Source organism: Roseburia sp. AF12-17LB (assembly GCF_003479605.1).
GTDB lineage: Bacteria > Bacillota > Clostridia > Lachnospirales > Lachnospiraceae > Roseburia_C > Roseburia_C amylophila.
Map to the genome: position 1 here is coordinate 140,063 of NZ_QUHR01000002.1, position 20,933 is coordinate 160,995.

26 protein-coding genes and 1 pseudogene are annotated in these 20,933 nt (G+C 38.1%); 9 read left to right on the forward strand and 18 right to left on the reverse strand.

Going from position 1 to position 20,933, the window contains the following annotated elements; genetic code table 11:
* Positions 1 to 45 precede the first annotated feature (45 nt).
* The 6 genes from DWV68_RS03245 (at position 46) to DWV68_RS03270 (ending at position 4,398) form a co-directional block, all read left to right on the forward strand.
* A complete protein-coding gene (locus DWV68_RS03245) occupies positions 46 to 738 on the forward strand; it encodes a YggS family pyridoxal phosphate-dependent enzyme (protein ID WP_117841055.1) in 693 nt (230 codons plus the stop codon).
* Between the two features lie 19 nt (positions 739 to 757).
* On the forward strand, positions 758 to 1,279 hold the full coding sequence (locus DWV68_RS03250; protein WP_117699220.1) for a cell division protein SepF: 522 nt from the start codon (positions 758 to 760) through the stop codon (positions 1,277 to 1,279).
* A gap of 36 nt (positions 1,280 to 1,315) precedes the next feature.
* Positions 1,316 to 2,068, forward strand: a complete 753-nt coding sequence (locus tag DWV68_RS03255; RefSeq protein WP_118057457.1) for a YlmH family RNA-binding protein — start codon at positions 1,316 to 1,318, stop codon at positions 2,066 to 2,068.
* Positions 2,069 to 2,130: 62 nt separating this feature from the next.
* Positions 2,131 to 2,652 (forward strand): signal peptidase II, encoded by a 522-nt coding sequence (gene lspA, locus DWV68_RS03260; RefSeq protein ID WP_118057458.1) that lies wholly within the window; start codon positions 2,131 to 2,133, stop codon positions 2,650 to 2,652.
* A gap of 15 nt (positions 2,653 to 2,667) precedes the next feature.
* Positions 2,668 to 3,588: an RluA family pseudouridine synthase gene (locus DWV68_RS03265; RefSeq protein WP_118057459.1), complete on the forward strand. Its 921-nt coding sequence runs from the start codon at positions 2,668 to 2,670 to the stop codon at positions 3,586 to 3,588.
* Between the two features lie 180 nt (positions 3,589 to 3,768).
* Positions 3,769 to 4,398, forward strand: a complete 630-nt coding sequence (locus DWV68_RS03270; protein WP_022243824.1) for a cytidylate kinase-like family protein — start codon at positions 3,769 to 3,771, stop codon at positions 4,396 to 4,398.
* A gap of 287 nt (positions 4,399 to 4,685) precedes the next feature.
* Here the strand turns inward: DWV68_RS03270 and dtd are convergent, their stop codons facing one another.
* Positions 4,686 to 5,135, reverse strand: coding sequence for a D-aminoacyl-tRNA deacylase (gene dtd / locus DWV68_RS03275; RefSeq protein ID WP_117699216.1), 450 nt, complete (start codon positions 5,133 to 5,135; stop codon positions 4,686 to 4,688).
* Positions 5,136 to 5,251: 116 nt separating this feature from the next.
* Between dtd and DWV68_RS03280 the strand changes: the two genes are divergently transcribed.
* On the forward strand, positions 5,252 to 5,980 hold the full coding sequence (locus DWV68_RS03280; RefSeq protein WP_118057464.1) for a tRNA lysidine(34) synthetase: 729 nt from the start codon (positions 5,252 to 5,254) through the stop codon (positions 5,978 to 5,980).
* A complete protein-coding gene (locus DWV68_RS03285; protein WP_118665036.1) occupies positions 5,973 to 7,022 on the forward strand; it encodes a tyrosine-type recombinase/integrase in 1,050 nt (349 codons plus the stop codon). Before DWV68_RS03280 ends, DWV68_RS03285 begins: the two co-directional genes overlap by 8 nt.
* 137 nt (positions 7,023 to 7,159) lie before the next feature.
* On the opposite strand, the gene DWV68_RS03290 is transcribed toward DWV68_RS03285, so the two are convergent.
* The 3 genes from DWV68_RS03290 to yneA form a co-directional block, all read right to left on the reverse strand.
* On the reverse strand, positions 7,160 to 7,873 hold the full coding sequence (locus tag DWV68_RS03290; RefSeq protein WP_118057466.1) for a lysophospholipid acyltransferase family protein: 714 nt from the start codon (positions 7,871 to 7,873) through the stop codon (positions 7,160 to 7,162).
* A gap of 128 nt (positions 7,874 to 8,001) precedes the next feature.
* On the reverse strand, positions 8,002 to 8,619 hold the full coding sequence (locus tag DWV68_RS03295) for an SGNH/GDSL hydrolase family protein (RefSeq protein ID WP_118057467.1): 618 nt from the start codon (positions 8,617 to 8,619) through the stop codon (positions 8,002 to 8,004).
* 227 nt (positions 8,620 to 8,846) lie between these two features.
* Positions 8,847 to 9,323: a cell division suppressor protein YneA gene (yneA, locus tag DWV68_RS03300; protein ID WP_118057468.1), complete on the reverse strand. Its 477-nt coding sequence runs from the start codon at positions 9,321 to 9,323 to the stop codon at positions 8,847 to 8,849.
* 165 nt (positions 9,324 to 9,488) lie between these two features.
* Here yneA and lexA point away from each other — a divergent pair, with 165 nt between their 5' ends.
* Entirely contained in the window at positions 9,489 to 10,106 is a 618-nt protein-coding gene (gene lexA / locus DWV68_RS03305; protein WP_022243831.1) for a transcriptional repressor LexA, read from the forward strand.
* Between the two features lie 154 nt (positions 10,107 to 10,260).
* Here the strand turns inward: lexA and rsfS are convergent, their stop codons facing one another.
* From rsfS to hisB, 14 genes and pseudogenes are all read right to left on the reverse strand, one after another.
* A complete protein-coding gene (rsfS, locus tag DWV68_RS03310) occupies positions 10,261 to 10,614 on the reverse strand; it encodes a ribosome silencing factor (protein ID WP_118057469.1) in 354 nt (117 codons plus the stop codon).
* Positions 10,607 to 11,191 carry a bis(5'-nucleosyl)-tetraphosphatase (symmetrical) YqeK gene (gene yqeK / locus DWV68_RS15035; RefSeq protein WP_242988782.1) on the reverse strand — a complete coding sequence of 195 codons (585 nt, stop codon included), beginning with the start codon at positions 11,189 to 11,191 and terminating at the stop codon, positions 10,607 to 10,609. The genes rsfS and yqeK overlap by 8 nt, the downstream gene beginning before the upstream one ends.
* A 30-nt stretch (positions 11,192 to 11,221) precedes the next feature.
* A pseudogene (nadD, locus tag DWV68_RS15040) lies at positions 11,222 to 11,809 on the reverse strand (nicotinate-nucleotide adenylyltransferase); the annotation flags it as partial.
* A 45-nt stretch (positions 11,810 to 11,854) separates the two neighbouring features.
* On the reverse strand, positions 11,855 to 12,148 hold the full coding sequence (gene yhbY / locus DWV68_RS03320) for a ribosome assembly RNA-binding protein YhbY (protein ID WP_117946962.1): 294 nt from the start codon (positions 12,146 to 12,148) through the stop codon (positions 11,855 to 11,857).
* A 6-nt stretch (positions 12,149 to 12,154) separates the two neighbouring features.
* The gene (obgE, locus tag DWV68_RS03325) at positions 12,155 to 13,444 is read right to left on the reverse strand and encodes a GTPase ObgE (protein ID WP_118057471.1); all 1,290 of its coding nucleotides are present in this window, start codon (positions 13,442 to 13,444) and stop codon (positions 12,155 to 12,157) included.
* 149 nt (positions 13,445 to 13,593) lie between these two features.
* Positions 13,594 to 13,884: a 50S ribosomal protein L27 gene (rpmA, locus tag DWV68_RS03330; protein ID WP_022243836.1), complete on the reverse strand. Its 291-nt coding sequence runs from the start codon at positions 13,882 to 13,884 to the stop codon at positions 13,594 to 13,596.
* Positions 13,885 to 13,887: 3 nt separating this feature from the next.
* Positions 13,888 to 14,217, reverse strand: coding sequence for a ribosomal-processing cysteine protease Prp (locus tag DWV68_RS03335; protein WP_022243837.1), 330 nt, complete (start codon positions 14,215 to 14,217; stop codon positions 13,888 to 13,890).
* Positions 14,218 to 14,233: 16 nt separating this feature from the next.
* The gene (gene rplU / locus DWV68_RS03340) at positions 14,234 to 14,539 is read right to left on the reverse strand and encodes a 50S ribosomal protein L21 (protein WP_022243838.1); all 306 of its coding nucleotides are present in this window, start codon (positions 14,537 to 14,539) and stop codon (positions 14,234 to 14,236) included.
* A 223-nt stretch (positions 14,540 to 14,762) separates the two neighbouring features.
* Entirely contained in the window at positions 14,763 to 16,028 is a 1,266-nt protein-coding gene (locus tag DWV68_RS03345) for a ribonuclease E/G (RefSeq protein WP_158561848.1), read from the reverse strand.
* Complete coding sequence (locus DWV68_RS03350; RefSeq protein ID WP_117698623.1) at positions 16,021 to 16,743, reverse strand: TIGR03936 family radical SAM-associated protein; 723 nt, start codon at positions 16,741 to 16,743, stop codon at positions 16,021 to 16,023. The genes DWV68_RS03345 and DWV68_RS03350 overlap by 8 nt, the downstream gene beginning before the upstream one ends.
* Positions 16,727 to 18,592: a TIGR03960 family B12-binding radical SAM protein gene (locus tag DWV68_RS03355; RefSeq protein ID WP_118057473.1), complete on the reverse strand. Its 1,866-nt coding sequence runs from the start codon at positions 18,590 to 18,592 to the stop codon at positions 16,727 to 16,729. The genes DWV68_RS03350 and DWV68_RS03355 overlap by 17 nt, the downstream gene beginning before the upstream one ends.
* 54 nt (positions 18,593 to 18,646) lie before the next feature.
* A complete protein-coding gene (locus tag DWV68_RS03360) occupies positions 18,647 to 18,979 on the reverse strand; it encodes a hypothetical protein (protein WP_022243842.1) in 333 nt (110 codons plus the stop codon).
* Positions 18,980 to 19,038: 59 nt separating this feature from the next.
* Positions 19,039 to 20,319, reverse strand: a complete 1,281-nt coding sequence (hisIE, locus tag DWV68_RS03365) for a bifunctional phosphoribosyl-AMP cyclohydrolase/phosphoribosyl-ATP diphosphatase HisIE (protein WP_117841069.1) — start codon at positions 20,317 to 20,319, stop codon at positions 19,039 to 19,041.
* Between the two features lie 8 nt (positions 20,320 to 20,327).
* Positions 20,328 to 20,921 carry an imidazoleglycerol-phosphate dehydratase HisB gene (gene hisB / locus DWV68_RS03370; RefSeq protein ID WP_117946965.1) on the reverse strand — a complete coding sequence of 198 codons (594 nt, stop codon included), beginning with the start codon at positions 20,919 to 20,921 and terminating at the stop codon, positions 20,328 to 20,330.
* Positions 20,922 to 20,933: the final 12 nt, after the last annotated feature.

A 20,933-nucleotide genomic window follows, 5' to 3' on the forward strand; every position in this document is an offset into this window, starting at 1 on the left:
TAACATTATCATAAAATGATATCATGAGATTAAGAGGTGTATAAAATGCTGAAAGAAAACTTAAAAGAAGTGCAGGAAAATATTTTAAAGGCATGTGAAAAGTCCGGAAGGAATCCGGAAGATGTAACATTGATTGCTGTCAGCAAGACCAAGCCGGTACCAATGCTGCAGGAAATTTACGATGAAAACATCCGTGACTTTGGGGAAAATAAAGTGCAGGAGCTGGTAGAAAAATATGATGAGCTTCCACAGGATATCAAATGGCATATGATTGGTCATTTACAGAGAAATAAAGTGAAATATATCGTTGATAAGGTCTGCCTGATTCATTCTGTAGATTCTTATCGTCTCGCTGAAGAAATTAATATTCAGGCAAAGAAGAAAAATATCACAGTTCCAATTCTCGTGGAAGTCAATATTGCTGAAGAAAGTAGCAAATTTGGTATTCATGCAGAGGATGCCATTGCACTGGTAGAACAGATTGCACAGCTTGAAAATGTACGGATAAAAGGACTTATGACTATTGCTCCGTTTGTAGAAAATCCAGAAGATAACCGTCAATATTTTCGGAATATCCGCCAATTATCTGTTGACATAGCCGCAAAAAACATTGATAATGTATCTATGAATGTCCTGTCCATGGGTATGACAGGAGATTATATGGTTGCCATTGAGGAAGGTGCTACAATGGTTCGTGTCGGTACCGGAATTTTTGGCGAAAGAAATTATAATAAATAAGTAGTTAGGAGAATGAACAATGGGTCTTTTTGATAAATTTATGGATGTTATGCGTTTGAACTCAGATGATGACGATGATGATTTCTATGATGACGATTATTATGATGATGAGGAAGAAGAAAAGCCAAAGAAAAAGCTTTTCCATAAGCATGAGGAAGAGGATGACGATTTCGATGAGCCTGTTGTAAAGGAGAAACCAAAGGCAGTCAGCAAGATTACTCCAATGCGCAGCAGCCGGAAGCAGAATGGTAATATGGCAGTCTGTGTGATTAAGCCAACCTCTTTTGAGGATGCAAGAGAGATTACGGAGACTCTTCTTATGAACCGTACCGTTGTATTGAATGTAGAGGGTCTGGATGTTGAGATTGCCCAGAGAATTATTGACTTTACCTCTGGTTCCTGTTATGCAATCAATGGGAATTTGCAGAAGATATCCAATTATATCTTTATTATTACACCGGAATCTGTTGATATTTCAGGTGACTTCCAGGAGATTTTAGACAGCTTCTCCGGTTCATCCATTCAGACAGATTTTCGTTAATAGTATTACAATCAAAATATATGATGTGATATAGCTATGATGCAGGATGAACAATTAATAAAAAAACGCTTCCTGGACTTGTTCCAGCAGGCACAACGCAAGGGGATTGTCTGTTTCAGCGATTTTCTTACCCTGAATGAACAGAATATCTTAAATAGCTGCGCCGGATCATTGGGAATTACCTATGAATTATCGGGCGGCTGTTTTTATGCAGAGCGTCAGATAGCAGCTTTTCTTCCTGATGCTCTTTATTATGAATGGAGTTATCCAATTAAATGTATTGAAATCGCACCGGCTTATCCGAAATTTGCAGATACAATTTCCCACCGTGATGTATTGGGAGCATTGATGAATCTTGGCATTGCAAGAGAGAAGCTGGGAGACATTCTGATAAAGGATAATAATGCTTACCTTTTTGTAAAAAGGGAAATTGCCGATTACATAGCCGAGGAACTTCAACAGGTATGTCATACTATAGTACATTGTGTTTTAGAAGAACCATCAGCTATGGCAGTGGAGCCAGAATTAAAAGAATTCGAAAAAATTGTGGCATCGAATCGCTTAGATAGTGTGATAGCTGCCATGAGTGGAAAATCAAGAAGCCAGTCGGTTGTGCTGATACAATCCGGTAAAATTTTTATCAATGGTGCAGAGTGTTTACATAACACATACTTATGTAAACAAAAAGATGTGATTTCCATCCGGGGCACCGGAAAATTCATTTTTGATGGGGAAATTGGCACCACAAAGAAAAGTAAGATGAAAATCCGTTTCCGGCAGTATGTTTGATTAATGATGAAAATCCACTTCCGGCAGTATGTTTCATAAAAAAGACGAAAGGCGATAGATTTATGAATAAGAAAATCATGTATATAATTACTATATTGAGTACAGCAGTATTGCTTTTTCTCGACCAGATAGCAAAATATTTAGCCGTGCTTCATCTCAAAGGACAGGCTGCAATTCCAATTATTAAGAACGTTTTTGAATTGCAGTATCTTGAAAATCAGGGGGCAGCCTTTGGTATTATGCAGGGAAAGAAAACTTTTTTTGTGATTGGGACATTGATTTTCCTTGTAATAGTGATAATTCTTTATCATAATATTCCACTGACGAAAAGATTTACACCAATCCGCATTGTTGCTGTACTGATTGTTGCCGGTGCTATTGGAAATATGATTGACCGTGTTGTACACCAGTATGTCATTGATTTCTTTTATTTTAAGCTAATTAATTTCCCAATTTTTAATGTTGCAGATATTTATGTGGTAGTAGCATGTATTCTCTTTATTCTGCTGATGCTGTTTTATTATAAGGAAGAGGAATTAGGTCAGATTTTCCCATTTATGAAGAACAAAAAAGCGGAAGAGTAGGGGGAAATTTCTTTTATGCATAAGGAAACTTTTGAAGTTACAGATGAATATGAAGAGGAACGTCTGGATAAGTTTCTGGCTGCTATCTACCCGGAACAGTCCAGAAGTTTCTTTCAGAAGCTGATAAAAGACGGGCTGGTATTGGTCAATGATGTGCCACAATCAAAAGCAAATTATCGGATGCATATAGAAGATATGGTTTCTGTGACCATACCAGATGCGGTAAAGACAACCATTTTACCAGAAGCTATTCCATTAGACATCTTGTATGAAGATGATGATGTAATTATCGTTAATAAACCCAAAGATATGGTTGTACATCCATGTCCCGGACATTACAGCGGAACGCTTGTAAATGCAATCATGTACCATTGCAGGGAAAATCTTTCCGGAATCAATGGTGAAATCCGGCCAGGCATCGTTCATCGAATTGATAAGGATACCACCGGTTCACTGATTATATGCAAAAATGACCAGAGCCATCGTCTGATTGCAGAACAGATTAAAGTGCATTCCGTTAACCGGCTGTATCGTGGCATTGTAAAAGGCATTGTAAAAGAAGATTCCGGCACCATTGAAGGCGCAATCGGACGTCATCCAAAAGACCGTAAGAAAATGGCAATTAATGAACGAAATGGGAAAACCGCAATTACCCATTACCGTGTTATAGAGCGTCTAAAAGATGCAACTTATATGGAATTCAAACTGGAAACGGGACGTACCCATCAGATTCGTGTTCACATGGCAAGTATTGGTCATCCCTTACTGGGCGATACCGTATATGGCAGTCTGAAGAATCCATATCATCTGCAAGGACAGACCCTTCATGCTTATATCATTGGATTTGTGCATCCGGCAACCGGAGAATATGTTGAGTTTAAAGCACCGATTCCGGAATATTTTGAAGATCTTTTAAATAAATTGAGGAAGAATTAATTCAGGATTCTTCTTCAATTTTTTATGCTTTCTCCGGTATTATTTTCGGTAATATTTAGTGTTTGGCTGTTTTCAATTTTAAAAAATTCTATTTATTTTCAGAAAAAACTAGGAATAGTGCACTAAATATGTTATAATTCATTTATCAAGTTATATATTTTGCATAAAGAGGTGATTACTATGGGAAATAATGTTGTTATAACCATCGGACGTGAATTTGGAAGTGGCGGAAGAGAAATTGGCAAGAAAGTTGCAGATCGTCTCGGCATAAAGTTTTATGATAAAGAGCTTTTACAGGAAGCTGCAAAAGAAAGCGGTTTCTGCCGTGAAATTTTTGAAAATCAGGACGAAAAGCCAACGAACAGTTTCTTATATTCTTTAGTTATGGATACATATTCCATAAATGGCTATTCATCCGCACCGTTTTTAGATATGCCGTTAAATCACAAAGTATTTTTAGCACAGTTTGAAACCATTAAGAAAATTGCTGAAAAAGAATCCTGTGTCATTGTTGGTCGCTGCGCCGACTATGCACTGGCAGAAAATCCAAACTGCATCAATGTATTTATTCATGCTGACAAGGAATTCCGGACAAAACGTGTAGCTGCGGAATTGCAGGTAAATGAATCCAAAGCAAAGGATGCAATTCAGAAAAAGGACAAACAGCGTGCCAGCTACTACAATTACTATACCAGCAAGAAATGGGGCGACTCAAGAAGCTATCATCTGACCTTAGACAGCAGCGCTCTTGGCATTGATAAATGTGTAGAAATGATTTTACAGTATCGTGCATTATATCTTATGAAATAAAAACCAAAAAGCGCATGAACTTTTAAAGTATTTCAAAAGAAACTTTAGAGTTCATGCACTTTTTATTTTTCATTCATATTTTTCCCTCATTTGCTATAAAGCAGAACTGCCAAAGGGGGATAAAAAGCTCTGAAACAACCATAAGGGAATGCCTGCATAGGTCAAAGGCATTTATGCGTGCGTCGGCGCTGACCGGCTTAAAATGGCAGCAATTATTCGTAAAAGCTGTGTTTTGCGAATAGATAACTCACACCCTATATATACCATATTAACGCACAAAGCAGATTTTACATCAAGTCTTTTGAATCTAATATAATTGTAAATGGACCGTCATTCAGCAAAGTTATCTTCATATCTGCTCCAAAGGAACCAGTTTGTACGTCCGGAACTTCGTCACGACATTTTCCAATGATATATTCATATAATTCGTTAGCTTTTTCTGGATTACCTGCATTTACAAAGGACGGTCGATTTCCCTTACGGCAATCTGCATATAATGTAAATTGTGAAACTAACAAGAGGGATCCATTTACATCCTTTAGACTTAAATTTGTCTTGCCATTCTCATCTGCAAAAATCCTTAATCCCAATAGCTTTTTAACTAATTTATCTGCAATTTCTTCATTATCATCCTCAGCAATTCCGATTAATACCAGGTAGCCATTCTGAATGGAACCAATAATTTTCTGTTCAACTTCAACTTTGGCATGTGTAACACGCTGTATTACGAATTTCATTCTTCTAAAATTCCTTTCATTACATATTCTTATCCTATTATATATGTAAAGACATAGATTTTCCAGTAGTTTTCATGTATAATGTATTCGTAAAACACAAAACTTGGAGGCTATTCATGAAACTTCAAAAATTATATAGTTATACCAGAAAGGCAATTGATGATTTTCAGATGATTAAAGAAAATGATTCTATTGCGGTTGGTATTTCCGGAGGAAAAGACAGTCTTACGCTGCTATATGCCCTGGCTGGTCTACGCAGATTTTATCCGGTGTACTACTCACTTACTGCCATAACAGTTGATTTGGGATATCCGGATTTTGATTTAACAGAAATCAAAGCATTGTGTCAGAAGCTGGATGTGCCATATCATATTATTCCAACACAGATTGGGGCAATTATAAAAGAGCAGAACAAAAAGAATAGCCCCTGCTCCCTTTGCGCCAAGCTTCGAAAAGGAGCATTAAATCAGGCTATCATAGAACTTGGGTGCAATAAGGTTGCTTATGCTCATCATAAAGATGATATCATAGAAACTATGTTACTTTCTCTTATGTTCGAGGGAAGATTTTATACATTTCCTCCTGTTACACATCTCGACCGTAGCAATCTCGATGTTATCCGGCCACTGATGTATGTTCCGGAAGTCGATGTTATTGGTTTTAAAAATCATTACAATCTTCCTGTTGTTAAAAATCCATGTACATTTGATGGAAAAACAAAGCGTCAGTATGCCAAGGATTTATTACAACAGCTTAATAAAGATCATCCTGGTGTAAAGAACCGTTTATTTACAGCAATTTTAAATGGGAATATTCCAGACTGGAGGCAATTATCCAATGAATGAAAAGGCATATTATGAATCAGTAAATACAAAAAATGAATTAAAGTTACGTGAACTTCAGAAGGAGCTGCCCCCCTTCTGCCGAGAGTTTTTTATCGGAATGAAAGCGTCTGTTTCGTCCCGGACCCTATTGGCTTATGCATATGATTTAGGTATATTTTTTGATTTTATACATCAGAATAATCCCATTTGTGCGAAAAAGCCGGTAAATGAATTCACCATCGATTTGTTAGACCAGATTTCGCCTATGGATATTGAGGAATATCTTGATTATTTAAGGGTTTATGAAAAAGATGGTGTTGCGCATACCAATGATGAAAGAGGCATTTCACGTAAACTGGCAAGCTTACGAAGCTTTTATAATTACTATTTCTGTAAAGAAATGATAACAAAAAATCCTGCACAGCTTGTCCGGATGCCAAAAAAACACGAAAAAACCATAACGAGACTTGATGTAGATGAAGTTGCTATGCTGTTAGATGAGGTTGAATCAGGAGAAAAATTAACCGAACATCAACAAAAGTTCCATGAACAAACCAAATGTCGTGACCTTGCAATTATGACATTGCTTTTAGGAACAGGAATCCGTGTTTCTGAATGTGTGGGACTTGATATCACAGATGTAGACTTTCGTAACAACGGAATCAAAGTACATCGAAAAGGTGGTGCAGAAGTCGTTGTATACTTCGGTGATGAGGTTCGCACTGCTCTTTTGAATTATCTGGAAGAAAGAAATACCATTGAAGCTGTGGAAGGAAGCACCCATGCCCTCTTCCTTTCCCTGCAGAAGAAACGAATCGGTGTCCGGGCAGTAGAAAATCTGGTAAAAAAATACTCAAAATTAATTACTACCATGAAGAATATTACACCGCATAAATTAAGAAGTACCTATGGAACGTCACTATATCGCGAAACAGGCGATATTTACCTGGTGGCTGATGTCTTAGGCCATAAAGATGTAAATACCACGAAAAAGCATTATGCGGCCTTAGAGGATGAACGTCGAAGAACTGCTCCAAAATATATTCATTTGCGGGATGAATAAAAATAAGCATTCTTATCATTATATTATAATTAATATTTTATAAGAAAAACAGTTTCCCTTCCAGTATTATAAAAGTAAAAATATATTTATAATCACCAGAAGGGAAACTGTTTTAATATAAGATAATAAAAGGAATCTTATAAAATACTTGATATCTTATCCTGAATCCGCTGTTTTACTAATTCGGCAATTTCTTTGGATTTCATATCTTTATACTCTTCGTAATAAATCGGCTCCAAATAATGAACCTGTGTAGTAATTGGCCACAGATAAAAACTGTTAAAGACTTTGTAGGAATCAATCAGCGCAATTGGTACAATTGGTACATGTGCTTTTATTGCAGATTTAAAACTACCCGCTTTGAAATCACAGACACGATTACGGTTATTGAATTCGTAACCACCTTCCGGAAAAAGAATGTATTTCTTTCCGTTCTTTACATCTTCTGAAACTTCGGTAATAATTTTCAAAGCCTGACGGACATTATCTTTTATTAAACGCTTACCCTGAAGTAAGTCAACAAATTCACTTACCAGAATGGTATGGGATTTTGCTTCGTCCATAACAAGGGAACATGGTTCCTTATGAGTGCTTATGATACCAAGAGCATCATATTTACCCTGATGATTCGGATACATAACATATCCACCTTCTTTTGGAAGATTTTCTTCGCCATAGGCTACAGTCTTGATTTTACCGGAACGCTTCATTAAATAAATGACATGACGAACCAGTTTATATCGTTCCTCTTCCGAATATTTTTCCGGATGATCTGCCCACTTTCTCATTTTCGGTATAATATATGGGGCTCGAAAAAGATTCATTATAATAACATATATAAAACGTAACATTTTCTAACTCCTTGATATTTTAATCTTGTACTATGCGTAAAATAATACATAGCTATTATACCACATTCCGAAAATTCGACAACTATTCTTTCTTTTCTGATAAATTTTATTTTAAATTTCTTAGCATATTATGCTGCAATCACTTTAAGGACTGCTTCTGCCAGCTTCTGATGTCCCTCTTCATTTAAATGTTCTCTATCAGCACTGCTTGGTGCTGCAATATCAGATGCAGCAAGAAAATCACAGTTGTATTTTAGGGCAATTCTTTGATAAACGGATTTTAATTTTTTAGATACTTCAACAGATTTTTGATTAAATTCAGGATCAAACTCCGGCTCCCAAACTCCTTCTCCCAATTGGATTGGAGAAATTAACAAAACACGGGTATCTGAATCAATTTTCCGAATCTGTTTTAATAATTGTTCTATTCCAAGTCCGATTACTTCTGCTGATGCATTATATAAGCTTTTGCAGTCATTCGTTCCTAACATAAGAACAACCCGGTCAATTGGAGCGTGGCTTTCTAACAGTGTCGGAAGTAAGGCAGCCCCCTTCCGTCCCTCTCTTAGCTCATCTTCAAAGACGGTGGTTCTACCGCATAAACCTTCTTCTATAATACGATAACCTTTTTCATATAAATGTTGTTCTAAAAGACCTGTCCATCTGGTATCACGTCCATATCTCTCTTTTGTGCCAGGAATTAAACCGTAAGTATTTGAATCACCAAAGCATAATATTTCTTTCATAGTAAACCTCCATTTGTCTAAAATAATGTAATTTGATATATGTAGTTGAAAATAATACTTTTTCTAATTTCCTACTATATTAATATGGTTACTATGAAAAGTCAATATAAAATTAAAAATAATATTTAAAATAACATTAAAACAAAATCTCTTCTTGTATATCTTATTTATCCAGAAAGGTATCTAATTTATCTAAAAGCGGTCTGTGTTCTGTCATATCTGAAATCCTATTTAAATTCACTGGAAGAATAAGAAACAGTAAGGTACTCTCCCGCATGGATGGTATCACTGGTTAACTGGTTCATCTCTTTTACTTCTTCGATATAGGATGCATAATCGGCATCATCATCTGCATATTGCTCTGCAATCGTCCAGAGAGTATCCCCTTTCTGTACTTCAATACTGGTATAATATTTATAGGTATTTACCTCATTGGAAGCTTTGCTCTGTGAAGAAGCAAGCAGGTTGCTTCCTAAAATAACACCAAGGATGGTTAAAAACACTGCCAGAAAAGAAATAATAAGATATCTTTGAATCTGGCACACATATGCTCTGTTTCTTCTTCCGTTTGCACGAATTGCCATCGTACGATTCGATGTATACTGAGTTCCATCCATATATCTGCGCCTGTTGTCCATTCTATTTCCCCTTCCGTAGTATTCTTTATATTCGTTGTATCCATATACTCTATTATCACGATTCATTGTTATGTCTCCTTTCGAACGTCTGTTGCGAACATTTGTTTATATATGCATTATATATAGGGAACATTCGTTTGTCAAGAAGAAAAGCGAACAAATTTTCGGAATATGTGTTTGCTTTTTCAGCGAACATATGTTAGACTTAGAATATAAAAAGGAGGTAATGAGATGGCATACGGAAAAATCAGTTCAAAACAAAAGGAAATTCTTGAATATATTAAACAGGAAATTTTAAATAAAGGATACCCACCTGCTGTTCGTGAAATTTGTGAAGCAGTTAATCTGAAATCAACTTCTTCGGTTCATTCTCATCTGGAAACTCTTGAGAAGAATGGATATATCAGACGTGACCCTACGAAGCCAAGAGCAATTGAGATCATTGATGACAGCTTTAATTTAACCAGACGTGAGGTTGTTAATGTTCCTATGGTAGGAAGTGTTGCTGCAGGGCAGCCGATTCTTGCAGTAGAAAATATTACCAGCTATTTTCCTATTCCAGCAGAGTTTATGCCAAATGCAGAAAGCTTTATGCTTCGTGTTAAGGGAGAAAGTATGATTAATGCAGGTATTTTTGACGGGGATAATGTTCTTGTAAAGCGTCAGTCTACTGCATCTAATGGTGATATTGTGGTTGCTCTTGTGGATGATTCTGCAACGGTTAAGACCTTTTATAAGGAGGATGGTTATTATCGTCTGCAGCCAGAAAATGATTCCATGGATCCAATTATTGTGAAAGAATGTTCTATTCTCGGAAAGGTATTCGGCGTATTCCGTTTCCTGGCTTAGTAATAATTTCAGGCTTATTAAGTAAGTATATTTTAGAAAGAAGGCGCTACCATACAGACTGTGTTTGTACGATAGTGCCTTCCTGATATGCACATCTTATTATATAACTTTTTATATATACCTTTTCATAATATACTTCTTAACTATATATTTCTTAAAGTTCTTCCGGGTCAATATCTTTTCCATCTCTCCAGATGCGCTCTAAATCGTAGAAGAGACGATCTTCTTTTGAGAAGATATGAACGATAATATCACTGTAGTCCATCAGAATCCAGCTGGAACGCTGATTTCCTTCAATCTGTTTTGCATGATAACCGGCTTTATATAACTGTTCATCTACGTTGTCCTGCATAGCCTGTAACTGGTTGGCATTACTTCCACTGGCAATAATAAAATAATCTGCGATAACAGATATTTCACTGATATCAATAATACGAATATCTTCTGCCTTCTTTTCCGATAATGCCTGATATGCAAGCTTCGCCATTTCTTTCGATTGTTTATTCATGAGAACCTCCTGTATAGTAATGATATGTTTCAATTGTCATTGGATCGATATTTTTATCATTTTTACTGCCATTGAGATAATGAATGGTATCACTTAAAATCATTTTCAGTGCTTCATCTAAATCTTCAAAGGCTGTTTTTCTGATTTCCTTTAGGTTTGCTGCTTTATCCCGTTTTGGTTCAATATAATCTGCGATAAATACGATTTTATCCAGAGTATTCATTGCCGGTGCCCCGGTGGTATGAACAGAAATTGCATGAAGAATCTCTTCGTCCTCTACCTCATATAATACTCTGGCAAGAAATGCGCCGACTTTAGCATGAAGTAAAAATGGATTATCTTTTTCCACCTGTGTAATCGGAATGTTATTCTTTGCACATATTTTTAACTTTTTTTCATTTGGAATACACTTGGCACAATCGTGGAGCAGACCTGCAAGCTGAGCCTTTTCCATATCATAATCATTTGCCATGGCAAGACAGGCCGAGGTATACATAACCCCTAAAGTATGCTCATAACGGTCTTTATCCAGTTCTTTTTTTAATGCTTTTTTTATCTTATTAAATCTTTCGTTCATTGGTGTCTGGCCTTCATCCTCCTGATATAAACACTGGTGGGCAATATATTCTTCCACTTCCGGTGTGACAAGGTAACGTATCGGTTCCCCTTTTGCCACACGTTCCCGGATATTATGAGAAGAAACGGAAACATTTGGTGTGATAATCGGCCTTATATCCGCCTCATAGAGCCGCTTTAACTCCGCAGCCTTATTCTTTATCCGGTTCATATCCAAATCGTCTCTGATGGCAACTAAGAGCGTTGCAAGACGGCAAATTTCTGCCGGTTCCATCCATTTATCCAGATAATCAAGGGAATCTGCTCCCATAATGAAATAGAGTTCCCAGTCCGGATAGGTCCGATGAAGCTCCTGCAGCGTCAGATACGTATAACTGGTACGGGCTGCATTAATCTCCATGGCCGAAAAATAAAAATCCGGATTATTTTTAATCGACAGGCGAATCATTTCCAGCCGGTGGGCAGACTGTTCAATCTCTTTATCATCCTTATGAGGCGAATGTCCCGTTGGAATAAAAAGAATCTGGTCTAAATGATATTGTGTTACCGCATTCTGTGCAATAATCAGATGCCCGATATGAATCGGATCAAAGGTTCCGCCAATAATTCCAATACGCACTTTTTTCAATCTTCTACCACCCTTCCAAGGTATAAAAGCTTTCGTTTATAACAATTCAATCTTTGGATGTTTCTTTGATTTACGGTAAAGAACGATTTTTTTACCAGTTACCGCAACCACCTGTGCATGCGTACGCTCTGCAATTATTTCGCCTAATTCGCGAGGATCATCTGCACAGTTTTTTAATACAGAAATCTTGATTAATTCCCGTTTTTCAATAGCATCATCTATTGCAGAAATAATTTCCGGTGTAAGAGATGCCTTTCCAATCTGGAAAATTGGATTTATCGTACTTGCCATTCCTCTTAAATGGGAACGCTGCTTACTCGTTAATTCCATAATGATTTACTCCTTATAATAATCGAATTCAAGTCCATACATACGGACTGTATCACCTTCCTGAATACCCTTTGCCTCTAATTCCTTTAAGATACCCTGTTCTTTTAAGAATTTCTGGAAGAAAAGGAATCCTTTCTCAGAATCAATATTGGTGTAACCCAGCATTTTATCAATCTTAGGACCTTCTACAACATAAGCACCATCTTCCTGATCAATCTCAATGGTATAAGGTTCACCCTCTAATGCTCTCGAATCCGGGAAGAATTCCTGTTCATAGATAACCGGTGTATCGTCCATTTCATCTAAAAGACTCTTCACATAAAACATTAACTCACGTACACCCTGACGGCTGACCGCAGAAATTGGAAACACTTTAATGCCGGATGGTTCAAAGGTTTCTTTTAATTTCTCAATTATTTCATTATTGCCTTCATAAATAGCATCAATTTTATTGGCTGCAATAACCTGAGGTTTCTTTAACAATTCAGGGTTAAAGGATTCCAGCTCCTGATTGATGGCATGAATATCTGCAATCGGATCTCTGCCTTCTGTTCCGGCAGCATCCACGACATGAATGATAACCTTGGTTCGCTCTATATGCTTCAAGAATTCATGTCCAAGGCCAATTCCTTCGGATGCCCCTTCAATCAGCCCCGGAATATCAGCCATGACAAATCCGGCACCTTCGCCTAAATCAACGACACCAAGAATCGGATTTAAAGTTGTAAAATGATAATTTGCAATCTTTGGTGTTGCATTGGTGGAACTGGATAATAAAGTTGATTTTCCCACATTTGGGAAGCCGACTAAACCAACGTCAGCAATTACTTTAAGTTCCAGTCGAACTTCAAGTTCCAATGCTTCCTGCCCCGGCTGTGCATATTTCGGTGCCTGCATGGAAGAGGTCGCAAAATGCTGATTGCCAAGTCCACCCTTTCCACCGGTTAAAATAATCTGTCTTTTATTCTCACCGGACATATCTGCAATTACCTTATCGGTAGCTGCATCACGGATAATGGTTCCGGCAGGAACATGGATGACAAGGTCTTCACCCTTTTTTCCGTGGCAGTTTCGTTTTTTTCCTTCTTCTCCGTTTTCTGCAGCCCATTTGTGTTTATGACGGAAATCATTTAATGTATTCATGCTGTCATCTACTTCAAAGATGATATCGCCACCTTTTCCACCATCGCCACCGTCCGGACCGCCATCCGGAACATATTTTTCACGGCGGAAGCTCACATGACCGTTGCCGCCTTTTCCTGATTTTATAATAATTTTTGCACTATCGGCAAACATAATTTTCTACCTCATTATTGATTGTGATTAAATATCAGTTACTGTAATCAAATGATACTTTAATTGTTTCTAAATTACTTCAAGTTAAAATATAGTTTCCTATAAGTGAAAATAGACCCGGCGCTTTCGTGTCGGGTCTATCATGCATCTTATTCGTTTGTTGCTACTGGATAAACAGAAGCCTGTTTCTTATCTCTGCCTTTTCTTTCAAATCTAAGAACACCGTCTGTTAATGCGAATAAAGTATCATCTCCGCCGATACCAACGTTAACGCCTGGATGAATCTTTGTTCCACGCTGTCTGTATAAAATGTTACCAGCCTTAACGAACTGTCCGTCTGCTCTTTTTGCACCTAATCTCTTGGATTCAGAATCTCTACCGTTCTTAGTAGAACCAACTCCCTTTTTATGAGCAAAAAACTGAAGGTTCATATTCAACATGTTCTACACCTCCTTGAAGTTTAAAATGATGTAATCATTTCCATAATTGTTTTGTATTCCCTGTAAGCCTAAAACCATTGTGTCCAAAAGTAACTTTGCATCATGTCCTGCCGGCTGCTCAAAAGATACGGAAATCAATCCGGTCTCTTCGTCCTGATTGGTCTTGAACTGTTCTTTTGTGAACATTCCAAGGGCATTGATTGTATTAATCACAAGAACCGAAATTCCTGCACATACAATATCCTCTCCGGCATCTGCATATTCAGCATGTCCGACACAGGAAAAAGCAAGATACTCTTGTTTCTGGTTTCGAAAAATCGTTATCTTTGTCATAACAATTTCCTATCGATTACGCATTAATTTTTTCGATTTTCACCTGTGTGAACGCCTGTCTATGACCGTTCTTCTTGTGATAGCCGGTTTTTCTCTTATACTTGTAAACGATAACTTTCTTAGCTCTGCCTTCTTTTACTACAGAAGCTTCTACAGTTGCGTTAGCTGCGTCTGCACCAACTTTTAATCCGTTGTCAGATACTGCTAAAACCTGATCGAAAGTTACTTTCTCACCAGCCTCAACACCAAGCTTTTCAATGGTAATGATATCGCCTTCAGATACTTTGTACTGTTTACCACCTGTTGCTATAATTGCGTACATATGGCACCTCCTATTATCATTACTCGCCAGTTGTGGTGCTATCCTTACGATAGACTTATACCTCACTGTGCGGCATACTGTTGTATCATAGCACACGAATTACGATTCGTCAACTATTTCACGCTATAATTTTAATTATTTTTCAGGTACTTTCCGGGTATTGTATTCAGATATTTCTTTGCACATCTTGATAGATACCTTGATGTGGCTTTTGCTGCTGCTATCATCTTAGCTGAGCCACCTGCTCCAAAAGGGTCTTACGCTCCTTCTTCCGGGTCAGCTCCACTAAGCCAAGCTTTGTAATATCCACAAGCCGTACCGGAACCGGGTCTTCTTTTAAGGATAATCGGAACTGGTGCATCAGCTCTTTTCTTTGCTCTTCTTTTGCCATATTGATGAAATCCACAATGACAATTCCTGAAATATTACGAAGCCGGAGCTGTCTTGAAATCTCTGCAGCAGCTTCTAAATTAATCTTATAATAATATTCTTCTGCATTTTTTCCGGAAGTATTCTTTCCACTGTTTACATCGATAACTGTCAGAGCTTCCGTTGGCTGAATGATAAGATAAGCACCAGACTTCATCCAGACCCGTTCCGATATTGCACGCTGTATCTGCGTCTCAAAGGAATAAAGGGTTCCTAATGAAATGGCATCATTTTCATAGAACCGTATCTTAGATAAAATATCAGGATTTCCGGCATAAAGCTGTTGAAGCTCTTCATAGATATTCTTATCATCCGTAATAATTTCACCAAGCTCTTCCTGGTAAAGGTGATTGATGGCATTTTCATAAAATTTCTTTGGCAGCATCAGAATGCTGTAACAGGTACGGAAATGAAAAGTTGCAGCTAACTTCTGATAGTCAGATAAAAGTTTCCGGTATTCTGTTTCCAATTCTTCAGGAGAAGCTCCTGCCGCATTGGTTCTTACGATAAGACTATGCGGCTTTCTTTTTTCTTCCTGTCCGGCATTCTGCTTTGTATCGGTAACTGCTTCTTTTTCAAAAAGCCGCATCTGTTCGAAAAGCTGTACCTGACTGCTTAACCTTTCTTTTTCATCCGCACTTAATTTAGAAGAAATGGCAAGGGGACGTTTTTCATTTGTCAGGACAAAATATTTTCCGGTAAGGGAAATCTTGGTATCTGCAATGGGATACTTGGTCTTGATCGCCTCTTTGGTAATCTGCACCACAAGTTCATCCCCTTCGGTCAGCTTTCCGCTTCTACACTGCTTCGAAAACCAGGCATCTTTTATATGTGCTGTTTCCAGATAACAGGTTACTCCCTTTGCAATGTCCACAAAAGCGGCATCTAAGTTCGCGGCAATCTTTTTTACCCTGGCAATACAAATTATTCCCGGTACAACTTGATTTTCTTCGGATAACGGATGAAATGCAATTTCCCTAAACTTGTCCTTTTCATCTAACAGTGCCGTAAAATAGGAGTCGCCTACATAATGCTGCCTTGTAATGATAAATTTATTCAAGAATGTCATCTCCCATTTCATCCAATGCAATCAGAGTGCCGTCTTCTTTTCGGGCATATACGTCCACACGATGAATCTGAAACTGCATTTCGTTATAAGGAAGTTCCAGATACCGGTAAAAGGCTTCTAACAAAAGCTCTGGTTTTACATTATCTACGCTTCCTGTAGATACTTTAAGATAAAAGAATGGACAGCCATCTGCTTCCTCAACCTGAAAATCATATACCAGCTGCTTTAAGTCCATGACTTTTTCGCTTTTTTTCGTCTTTTTCGTAACCAGAATCTCCGGAGCATCTTCATAAAATGCTTTTACTTTACCTTTCAATTCATCCAAAGTGAATGGACAATTTCCTTTATCCTTATAAAATACGTTATAGTCTGCTGCTGCAACAATGGACATCGCTGTTTTTGCATGCTCTGGCAGCATCCGGTAAGATACGATTTCAACACCTTCCACCATGGTATCATTTAAAGCCTTAACGGATTCAATTGAACTTCTGGTAGAATGTACTTCAATATCAAGATATTCTCCATCACTGGTGATTCCAACTCCCAGCGGTGCCGCAAAAGACATAATCTGATGCGGGGAAAATCCCTCGGAATATGCAATATCAATCTCAGCACGACGCATTGCTTTCTGGAAATAACGCATCATATCAAGGTGTCCGATAAATTTCATTACACCATATTTTCGAAATTTAATTCTTATTTTCAAAGCAGACACCTCCCTTAAACTGAGCAGCTCCACAACCCTGACACTGCATCCGGCAGTTTGGAGTTACTTCTTCTTTTCTGGCACGTTCCCATTCGCGGATTAAGAACTTTTTCGAAACGCCATCATCAATAAAATCCCATGGGAAAATTTCATCCAGAGGACGTTCCCGCATGGTATAGAAATCGGTATCGATGCCACATTCCGCAAAAGCCTCTACCCAGCGGTTATTATCAAAAAATTCCGTCCAGGCATCAAAGATACCACCTTTTTCATAAACCTTAAGCAAGGCAGGGGCAATCCGGCGGTCTCCTCTTGCAAGAATACCCTCTAATACCGTAACATCTGCTTCATGCCAGTTATACTTGATGCTCTTGCGGTTTAACTGTTCTTTTACAGCATCATTTACCACCTTGGCTCTGCCAAGATAGCTGTCCTTATCATACATTCTCGCCCACTGGAATGGAGTAAATGGCTTTGGTACAAAGAAAGAGGTACTGATAGTAATCTGACATTTTCCATTCCGCTCTTCCTTTGGAATCTCATAATAACGGACTGCAATTTTATTGGCAAGTTCTGCTATGGCACGCATATCATCTTCCGTCTCGGTCGGAAGTCCTAGCATGAAATAAAGCTTTACTTTATTCCAGCCGCCTTCAAACGCCATTCCGGCACCATTTAAAATCACCTCTTCCGTCAGTCCTTTATTAATAACATTACGAAGACGCTGAGAACCGGCTTCCGGAGCAAAGGTAAGGCTGCTCTTTCTGATATCCTGCACTTTTCCCATAACGTCTAAGGAAAATGCATCGATACGAAGAGATGGCAGAGAAATATTTACGCCTTTATCCTTAAAGTTATCAATCAGGAAATTAACCAGTTCTTCCAGTTGCGAATAATCACTGGAACTTAAAGAACTTAAAGAAATCTCTTCATGTCCGGTATTCTTTAACATTTCATAAGCATAATGTTTTAAGACTTCTACATCTTTTTCACGGACCGGACGGTAAATCATTCCTGCCTGACAGAAACGGCAGCCGCGGATACAGCCACGCTGAATCTCTAATACCACACGATCCTGGGTTGCTTTAATAAAAGGAACAACCGGTTTCTCCGGGTAAACAGAATGGGACATATCCATCTGAATCTGTTTCTTTACCGTTGCCGGCACCTCCTCATATTTTGGTGTAAAGGATGCAATCGTTCCATCTTCTTTATAAGCCACCTCATACATGGAAGGCACATAGATTCCAGGAATAGACGCTGCGCGGCGTAAGAATTCCTTTCTGCTGACCTTTTCTTTCCTACACTGCTTATACAGCGTAAATAATTCCGTATAAGAAATTTCGCCTTCTCCGATATAGAACAAATCAAAGAAATCTGCAATCGGCTCCGGATTATAGCTGCAAGGACCGCCACCGATTACAATCGGGTCATCTTCTTTTCGCTCAGAAGACAGCATGGCAATCTGGGATAAATCAAGAATCTGTAAAATGTTGGTATAGCACATCTCATACTGGATGGTAATACCAAGGAAATCAAAATTCTTAACCGGCTCCTGACTTTCCAGTGCAAATAAAGGAATATTTTTTTCTTTCATAATCTTGTGTAAATCCGGCCACGGAGAATAAACCCGTTCGCAGTATACATCATCCCGTTTATTAAACATATCATATAAAATCTGAATGCCAAGGTGAGACATTCCGATTTCATAGACATCCGGAAAGCACATTGCAAAACGGATGTCAACGTCCTTCGGATTCTTCTTTACCATATTCAGCTCGTTTCCGATATAACGGGCCGGTTTATCAATTGTTAAAAGTATTTCATCACTTAATGCTAAAGTGTTCATCTGGTACCTCAATCATTCTTAAATATCATAATCCGATTTGTAAAAAAATAACGCTTATTTATTTTTTGCAAAATCCGAAATCATCATAACATACTTTTGCAGTTTTGTATAATCATAGTTTTCTTCTAATTGCCGGTACATCCATTTGGTATCTTTTTCACCGGCAGTTCCCGGAAAAGGAAGCTTTCCTTTATCACATAAAACAAACACCACAAAAAGGCAAATACAAAGCAGCCATTTTACTTTCCAAATGGCTGCTTTTCCTGTGTTTATTAACTCCTCGTCCGTGTCTTTCCGTGATTCCGAAAAAGAATTTCTGGCACGAAGAATATATTCCCGTCTGTTTGCAATATAATCCTGTTCCAAATAAATCGCACCTTTCTGCATATCATTGCCTGATTGTTATTCTGCTGTAATCTATGCAGAAAGTGCAGGAACTATGTATATTATCTCTGGGCAAGTTCCTGGGTAACATCCTCCCATGTTACGCCTTTTTCTACCATCAATACCATTGCATGATAAAGGAAATCTGAAATTTCATAAATAATCTCTTCCGGTTCCGGATTCTTTGCGGCAATGACAATCTCGGTTGCTTCTTCGCCGACCTTCTTTAAAATCTTATCAATTCCCTTATCGAAAAGGTAGTTGGTATAAGAGCCTTCCTTTGGATGAATCTTACGATCCGCAATAATGGAGTAGACATCCTCAAATACCTGCAGTGGATTTTTCTCAGCATATTCTTTCTTGACAATTTCATTAAAAAAGCAGCTTGGTGCTCCGGTATGACATGCCACGCCAATCTGGGATACCTTTGCAAGAATGGTATCAAAGTCACAGTCTGCCGTTAAAGATTTCACATACTGGATATGACCACTGGTCTCACCCTTCATCCACAACGCCTTACGGCTGCGGCTGTAATAAGTCATCTTTCCGCTGGAAATGGTGGTATTGAACGCTTCTTCATTCATATAAGCTACCATAAGTACTTCATCGGTACGGTAATCCTGTACTACAACAGGTACCATTCCATCCGAATTCAATTTGAAATCACTCCATTTTAATGCCGGAGCAAAATTGTCCATACGGATTCCGCTGGCTGCAAATTCTGTCTTTAATTTCATGATATCTGTCCTGGTATCATTAATAAAAGCGCCACAGATTCCTCTGACATTTTCACGGTTTAATACATCCACCAGTGCATCCTTGTCATAATTATCATACTGAACGACATATGGCAGATTTGTAATATTTTCTACTCCGTCCATCATGGATGGATCAAGAACAATCATTTCATGGAAATATTCATCCAGTTCATCTTTGTGCTTGAATAAGAAATCAATATTCTTTACAGAAACAATCATACGGTCTTTTCCGAATCGTTTTGCACCTTCCTCAGCCAAAGACATGCTGACGGATTTTGCACCGTTTAAAACTACCTGTTTACATCCGGCATAGATAAATTTCTTAATGTCTTCCAGACGGTTGATATTTCCACCTGCATAAATCGGAATCTCTACAGTACGGAAAATATCTTTTACCGTATGAATATTTTTCTCATGCTCTTCATCGCCGGTTGATAAGTCATAGATTAAAATCTTATCAATTCCACTGTCATTATAAAGCTTGGTAAGTTCTTTTAAATCTCCTGCAGAACTAAGGTCACTCGGGCTCTTTACTGCCTCTCCGTTTTTCAGATAAATGGTTGCTACTATATTCTTGTGTTTCATATGCTCACCTATAAACTGCCTTTCGTTGATAATATGTCGGTAATACGCGGGTCAATGATGGTTGCCTCATCCAATGCCTTTGCAAATGCCTTAAACATGGCTTCAATCATATGATGGTTATTTCCGCCTGTAATGACCTTAAGATGTAAATTCATTCCGGCGCTATAGGAAATGGCATAAAAGAATTCTTTTACCATTTCGGTATCCATATAGCCTACGCGGTCTGTGGTAAATTCTGCATCAAAGGATAGATACGGTCTTCCGGATAAATCTACCGCACAAAGCACCAGTGTCTCATCCATTGGCAGCATACAGCTTCCAAAACGTTTGATACCCTTTTTGTCACCGACTGCTTTTTTAATGGCATTGCCAAGGACGATTCCGGTATCTTCAATGGTATGATGACAGTCCACCACCAGATCTCCGGTTACTTTGACATTTAAATCAAATAATCCATGTCTTGCAAAGCCATCTAACATATGGTCGAAAAATCCAATTCCGGTATCTGCCTTTGCATCCCCTCTGCCGTCCAAATCAAAGGAAAGGTAAATATCTGTTTCTTTTGTTTTTCTTGTATATTCTGCAATACGTCTTTGTTCCATGAAACAAACCTC